This window comes from Campylobacter sp. B0100352/1 (genome assembly GCF_020135855.1).
GTDB lineage: Bacteria > Campylobacterota > Campylobacteria > Campylobacterales > Campylobacteraceae > Campylobacter_D > Campylobacter_D taeniopygiae.
Map to the genome: position 1 here is coordinate 1 of NZ_JACHTP010000035.1, position 6278 is coordinate 6278.

Genomic DNA, 6278 nt, shown 5'->3' on the forward strand with positions numbered 1-6278 from the left:
ATAGCACATAAAAGCTGAAAAAATATATTATGATTAAATTTTTATTTATCCTTGAAATTCTGTGCTTTCAAATTTGGGTTTATCTGTAAAACATGATTTTTCTTTTAAAAATAAAACCTCGATGGTTCCAACTGGACCATTTCTATTTTTACCGACTAAAATTTCAGCATTTTCCTGCATAGGATTGCGTATAAAAGTGCTTTTGTATTCTTTGCCTTCTGCTTTAGCTTTATTTTCTCGTTCTTTTTCTTCTTGTTCTCGATAAACTTCATCCCTATAAACAAATAAAATTGTATCTGCATCTTGTTCTATTGCCCCACTCTCACGCAAATCACTCATCATCGGACGTTTATTGGCACGTTGCTCTAAAGAGCGGTTTAATTGAGAAAGTGCAATGATAGGCATATTTAATTCCCTAGCTAAAAGCTTAAGCCCTCTTGAAATTTCACTCACTTGTAAATGTCTATCGTTAAAATTTGAATTACTCATCATAAGTCCGATATAATCAATCACGCAAAGTTTTATGCTTTCCTCTTGTGCTTTTAGACGTCTTAAAATAGCCCTAACATCTGTTATTGTAGCATAGCCACTATCATATATAAAAAGCTTTTTCTTAGAATACAAATTGCAAGCATCCCCTATTCTTTCCCACTCATCATCATTAAGATCGGCAGTGAGAATTTTTTGCAAAGGAATTGAAGTTTTTGCCGATAAAAGTCTTTGCATGATTTGAGTTGCAGGCATTTCCAAAGAAAACATAACCACGCCTTGATCTTGTTTTAAAACTTGATCGATAAAATTTAAACATAGGGTTGTTTTTCCCATACCAGGACGTGCAGCAATGATAATAAGTTCACCATCTTTAAAACCTTTAGTCATGTGATTTAGATCTTCAAAACCAGTATCTAAACCTATAACGGTTTTATTTTCAAGAGTTTTTTGCTTTTTAAATTCCTCTATAAGTTCCTCTAAAACGAGTTCTATACCCTTGATATCGTTTGTATTGATACGATTGGTTAAATTAAAAATTTCTTTACTTATTTCATCTGAAATTTCACTTACAGCACGATTTTCATTGATGCGAGTTGGCAGAAGATGTGCAAAACTTAAAAGCTGTCTTTTGATGGATTTTTCACGAAGTTCATTAACATAAGCGGCTAAATCAATCATTGAAGGCGTAGCAATAACTTCATTTAAAATTTGCTCGTCTAGTTTTTTGTGTTTCTTTAAAAAACTTATAGATATAGGTTCTCCAGAATTTGCACAAGCAATAATAGCCTTAAAGATATCTTGATGAGCCTTAAGACTAAAATCTTTAGGTTCAATATCTCCTGCTATGCTTGAATAAGCATCTTCACTCATAATGCAACTGCTTAAAATCGCACGTTCTAGATCCAAATCAAAATGTTCTTGCAATTTTTTTCCTTATAAAACTCTTTTTTAAAATTTTAGCAAAAAGAGCTTAAAAAGCGAATTTATTTTGTTATATTGAAACTTTTTTTCAATAAAACAACGGCCAAAATTACTACACAAAATTCCGCAAACAAAGGAGTAAGCCAAACTCCTTTTAAGCCGATAAAATAGGACAAAAGGAAAAGGAAAAATAAAGGAACGAATAAATTTTGACTTAAGCTTAAAATCAAAGAAAAACTAGGTTTATTAAAAGCTGTTAAAAAAGAATTACTCAATACATTAAACCAAGCAAAAATATAATTTAAAGAAAAAAGAATCAAGGCTAAATAAACAAAATTTAAAAAATCTTGATCATGATCTTTTATAAAAAATCCTATTAAATTTTCACCTAATATATAGATAAAAAATAAAACAAAAATCGAAAAAACAAATCCAGATAAAAATATAATTTTTAAAAAAGATTTAATACGATGAAAATCTTTTTTAGCGTAATTATAGCTTAAAGCCGGTTGCATGGCATCTGCCATAGCAATAATAAGCATCATGATAAAAGTATCAATATAAACTATAATAGAAAATCCAGCCACAGCTTTAACATCAGCTATTTTAAGCAAAACAAAATTTGCAAAAACACCATATAAAGAGCCCGAAACATTGTTAAAAAATTCACTGCTGCCATTATAAAGAATATTTTTAAAAATTTTAAAATTTATATAAGGAAAAGAAAATCTAAGCTCTAAATTTTGAAATAAAAAAGGAAAAATTCCAAAAATTCCACCCAAGGTCAAACCCAAACAAGTCGCAAGAGCAGCTGAAAACAATCCCCAACCTAAAATAACTATAAAAATATAATCAAATAAAATATTACTTAGAGCAATGATAATATTAATGATCATACTATAAGTGGTTTTGCCACAAATTCGTAAATAATTATCCAAAGCAAAAGAAAGCATAGTGATGGGTGCAAATAAAGCAAAAACCATCATACATTCTTTCGCCATGGCTTTAATCTCTAAGCTAACATTTAAAAAATCAATCAAAATAGGCGCTAAAAGATATTCTAAAATTCCAACCAAACAAGAAAAGAAAAAGATAATCACCAAGCTAGAGCTAAAAATTTTTTCAGCCAATTTTTTCTTACCAAGTCCTAATTTCATCGCGATTTGCACCGAAGATCCTATCGCAATAGTGTCAGATAGTGCAAAAGACATCATAATAAAAGGCATGATCAAGGCTAAAGCTGCTAAAGCATCACTGCCTAAATATCTGCCCACAAAAATTCCATCAACAATATAATAAAGTGAAATAAAAGCCATGCTGATCATATTAGGCAAGGCACACTTTATAAAAAGTTTAAAAGGGTTTAAAGTGCTAAAAATATTTGACATTACTTATCCTTAAAAAATTTTTCAATAAAAAAATATTTTCAAAGACGCTAATAAAATGCCAAAACTCCTAACATGTAAGAATTTAAATAGAAAATTTTAGTTGCAAGTTTATTGATTTTAGTTTTATTTTGCATAGTAATTTCTAGAAAATTTCTTAAAAATTTAGCCTATAAAGGCTAAATTTTATAAAATAGAAAGAATTTTTGCAGCATCATTAAGTCCTGTGATAATACTTGCTCCATTTTTTGTTGCAATATCTCCTGCTACAAATATTCCTTTAACATTACTTTCTTTATTTTCATCCATCAAAGGAACACCTTTATCATCAACTTCAATACCGCATTTTTGTAAAAAATCCACCGGAGTTGATCCGCCAATAGCATAAATAATTCTATCGTAAGTTTCGCTTGTTGAGTCATTGAAATTAACTTTAGCTTTACCATTTTCATCCTCAACGGCTTCGATATCAATACCAAGTTTTAAATTGACTTTTCCGCTATTTCCAGCTTCAGTTATGTCTTTAAGGTTGATATCATTCAATCTTGTAAATTCTTTTTTACGATAGCAAAGACTTACATTATTTGTTTTTGCTAGATCTACAGCGTATTCAGCGGCAGAATTTCCTCCACCTATAACAAGAATTTTTTCATTTCCCAAAACTGAATTTGCATTAAAATTAATAATTTTAGTTAAAGTCATAGGGAGTTTATAATCTGGCTTGTTTGGTTTTCCCATTCTACCAATTGCTACAATGATATTTTTGCATTCATAAGTTTCTTTAGCCGTGCTTACTAAAAAAAGATTATTTTCCTGTTTTACACTTTCAACTTCTGAACCAAATTCAACTTCTATATTGTATTGTTTTAAAATATTTTCAAACATTTCTATCGTGCTTTCTTTTGTGCCATCCTCAAAAGGGATATTTCCATAATTTGTACCTTCACATCCCTTATAAACTTTATCTACCCTTTTACCTTCTTTGTAAAATTGCACCAAAGTTTGACAAATATTGTTTGTTTTTTCTAAAATCAAAACTTCTTTATTTTTTAATTTTGCCTCAACTGCACATGCTATGCCAGTCGGCCCCGCACCAATAACAATTAAGTCTATTTTTTTCATCTTTTACCCTTTAATATTTATTTTTAACATAATGTATCAATTTTTTTTAAATAAAAAAATAAAAATACAATAAAAATCATCATTATTTAAAAAATATTTTACTTTTTGTTTAGAATTTTCCCAAGTAAAATATTTTCTTAAAAAAATATTATTTTAATTTGACATCTAAAGCAAGTAAAGCAAAGCTTCCAAGCCAATGAGACCCCAAATAATCCTCCTCTATATGTGCTATGGCTTCATTAAAATGATCTGTGGCATTTTTTCTTAAAATATTTTTTAAGTCTTCATCGCAAAAATTAGATAAGATTTTTAAACACCAAGAACGGCTTAAGTTAAGCCCATCCAAATGTGCAATTTTCCCATCAGTTCTATCGCTAACTCTTACAGGATTAAATAAGGTTTCTGGTTTTTTTTCATTTAATTTTGGTAAATATTTTTTAAAGAAGATTTTAAATTCATCTTCAGGCAAAACAGCACTCAAAAGCACAGCCTCCATTAAAACCGGTGATAAAAACTCATCTCCACAAGGTTCTAAAGTTTGCATATTTTCATCATTTAAAAACCATCTTCTAGCACTTTGTATAATGCATTGTTCTAGTTCTTGATCATTTTTAAATCTTGCAAATTCTAAAGCAAAATATAAGGCAAAAGAGCTATTAAAATGCGTTCCTACGCGGATTGGGTAATCCATTTTAGGTAAAAATTCTTTAAATTCTTTTACAAAAAAATCTGCAATTTTATCTAAATTTTCAGCCCATATTTTCGCATCTTGATTTTCTTTAGCTAATAAATTAAGCTCTAGGGCTAATTTTAAAAACCATCCCCATCCATAAGGTCTTTCAAAGCCTTTATGGGCTGGATTTTCTAAATATTTTAATTCACCCTCGGCCTTTTCTTTGCTAAATTGAGAATTTAAAGCCTTAGTGATTTCATCAACGGGAGCAAAATTAGCAAAATTTCTTAAAATTTTAACCAAAAGCCAATGAGAATGCACACTAGAATGCCAATCATAAGATCCATAAAATATAGGATACATTTGCTTAGGAATTTTTACATCATCAAGATCGTTAAAAGAATGAGTTATTTTGTTTGGTAACTCTTTAAAAATATTTTCCAAAGCTATAGCACTAAACTGTTTAATAAATTCTTCCATATTTTCTCCTTAAAAATTAAAAGCTAAAAAGTACATTAAAAAAATATTAGCCACTAATAAAAGCAATCCTGATAAAAATTGCGCCCTGATAACTCCATTTTTACTATCTAGCTCTAAAAGCACAGCTGGAACAGTATTGAAATTAGCCGCCATAGGCGTCATTAAAGTTCCGCAAAACCCGCTAAGCATACCTATGGCTCCGACTATAGCAGGATTAGCATGCATATTTGAAATCAAAACAGGCAAAGCAATAGCAGCACTGATCACAGGAAAGGCAGCAAAAGCATTTCCCATAATCATAGTCAAAAGAGCCATACAGATACAATAAACCGCTACTGCCATAAAACTATTGTTTAAAGAAATGTAATTTGACAATAACTTTTCAACCTCGTTACCCATCCCAGTGGAAACAAAAATAACTCCAAGGGTTGCTAAAATTTGAGGCAATAAAGCAGCCCAGCTTATATGATCCATAGTATGCGTTGCATCTTTTATCGCCTTTTTAGCAGAGGCTTTAAACATAAAACACGCCAAAATAAAAGAAAATACAATAGCTAAAATTAAGGAAATTAAAGTAGCGTTTTTAGCCTCAAAAAAACTACAATAAGGAAGTAAAAAAGTTCCTGCAAGAGTTATAAGAGGAACCAATAAAGCAGGAATAAAAAGCTTGTGTTTGTAAATTTGAGCGCTTTGAATTTCGTATTCTTTTTCTTTGACTGTTACTTCAATTTTTTCAGGTTTTAACCAATTTAATCCTGCAATTATGGCAAGTAAAATAACAATACAACCTATAATAAAATCAGACAAGACATTTGCAAGTAAGAAAGTTGCACTATAACTTGTCCAAAACACCCCACCGCTTAATCTAGCTCTTAGTGTCTTTTTTTGATTTAAAAAATTAAGAATTCCAAAAATTAAAAATAAAAATCCTACTATATAATACAATAAATCAAGAGTGATCATTACCTACTCCATACGTTTTGTTTAATCTTTTATCAAGTAAATACAATCTAAAACAATGAATAATAAGAGCTAAAATTCCACTCGGTATAGCCCAAATAGACAGATCAACAGGACTAACTGAAATATTATTACTTGCAAAAAAAGCTTGTATAAATAAAATAGAATGCACAGCTATAAAAATATCTTCTCCAAAAAAGACGGCGACATTATCAGTAGCTGCTGAATAAGCTTTGATTTTTTGG

The 6278-nt window shown here is 29.8% G+C and carries 6 protein-coding genes; all 6 read right to left on the minus strand.

Going from position 1 to position 6278, the window contains the following annotated elements; genetic code table 11:
• Positions 1 to 45 precede the first annotated feature (45 nt).
• The gene (locus tag H2279_RS08010; protein ID WP_137624093.1) at positions 46 to 1416 is read right to left on the minus strand and encodes a replicative DNA helicase; all 1371 of its coding nucleotides are present in this window, start codon (positions 1414 to 1416) and stop codon (positions 46 to 48) included.
• A 59-nt stretch (positions 1417 to 1475) separates the two neighbouring features.
• A complete protein-coding gene (locus tag H2279_RS08015; RefSeq protein ID WP_337196206.1) occupies positions 1476 to 2801 on the minus strand; it encodes an MATE family efflux transporter in 1326 nt (441 codons plus the stop codon).
• 183 nt (positions 2802 to 2984) lie between these two features.
• Complete coding sequence (locus H2279_RS08020) at positions 2985 to 3920, minus strand: NAD(P)-binding domain-containing protein (protein ID WP_337196207.1); 936 nt, start codon at positions 3918 to 3920, stop codon at positions 2985 to 2987.
• Between the two features lie 148 nt (positions 3921 to 4068).
• Positions 4069 to 5073, minus strand: coding sequence for a DUF2891 domain-containing protein (locus tag H2279_RS08025; protein WP_137624096.1), 1005 nt, complete (start codon positions 5071 to 5073; stop codon positions 4069 to 4071).
• Positions 5074 to 5082: 9 nt separating this feature from the next.
• Positions 5083 to 6036, minus strand: a complete 954-nt coding sequence (locus H2279_RS08030) for a DUF979 domain-containing protein (protein ID WP_337196208.1) — start codon at positions 6034 to 6036, stop codon at positions 5083 to 5085.
• Positions 6023 to 6278 (minus strand): 5-oxoproline transporter, DUF969 family subunit (locus tag H2279_RS08035; RefSeq protein WP_337196209.1); only part of this gene is annotated, 256 nt, incomplete at its 5' end. The genes H2279_RS08035 and H2279_RS08030, both read right to left, overlap by 14 nt.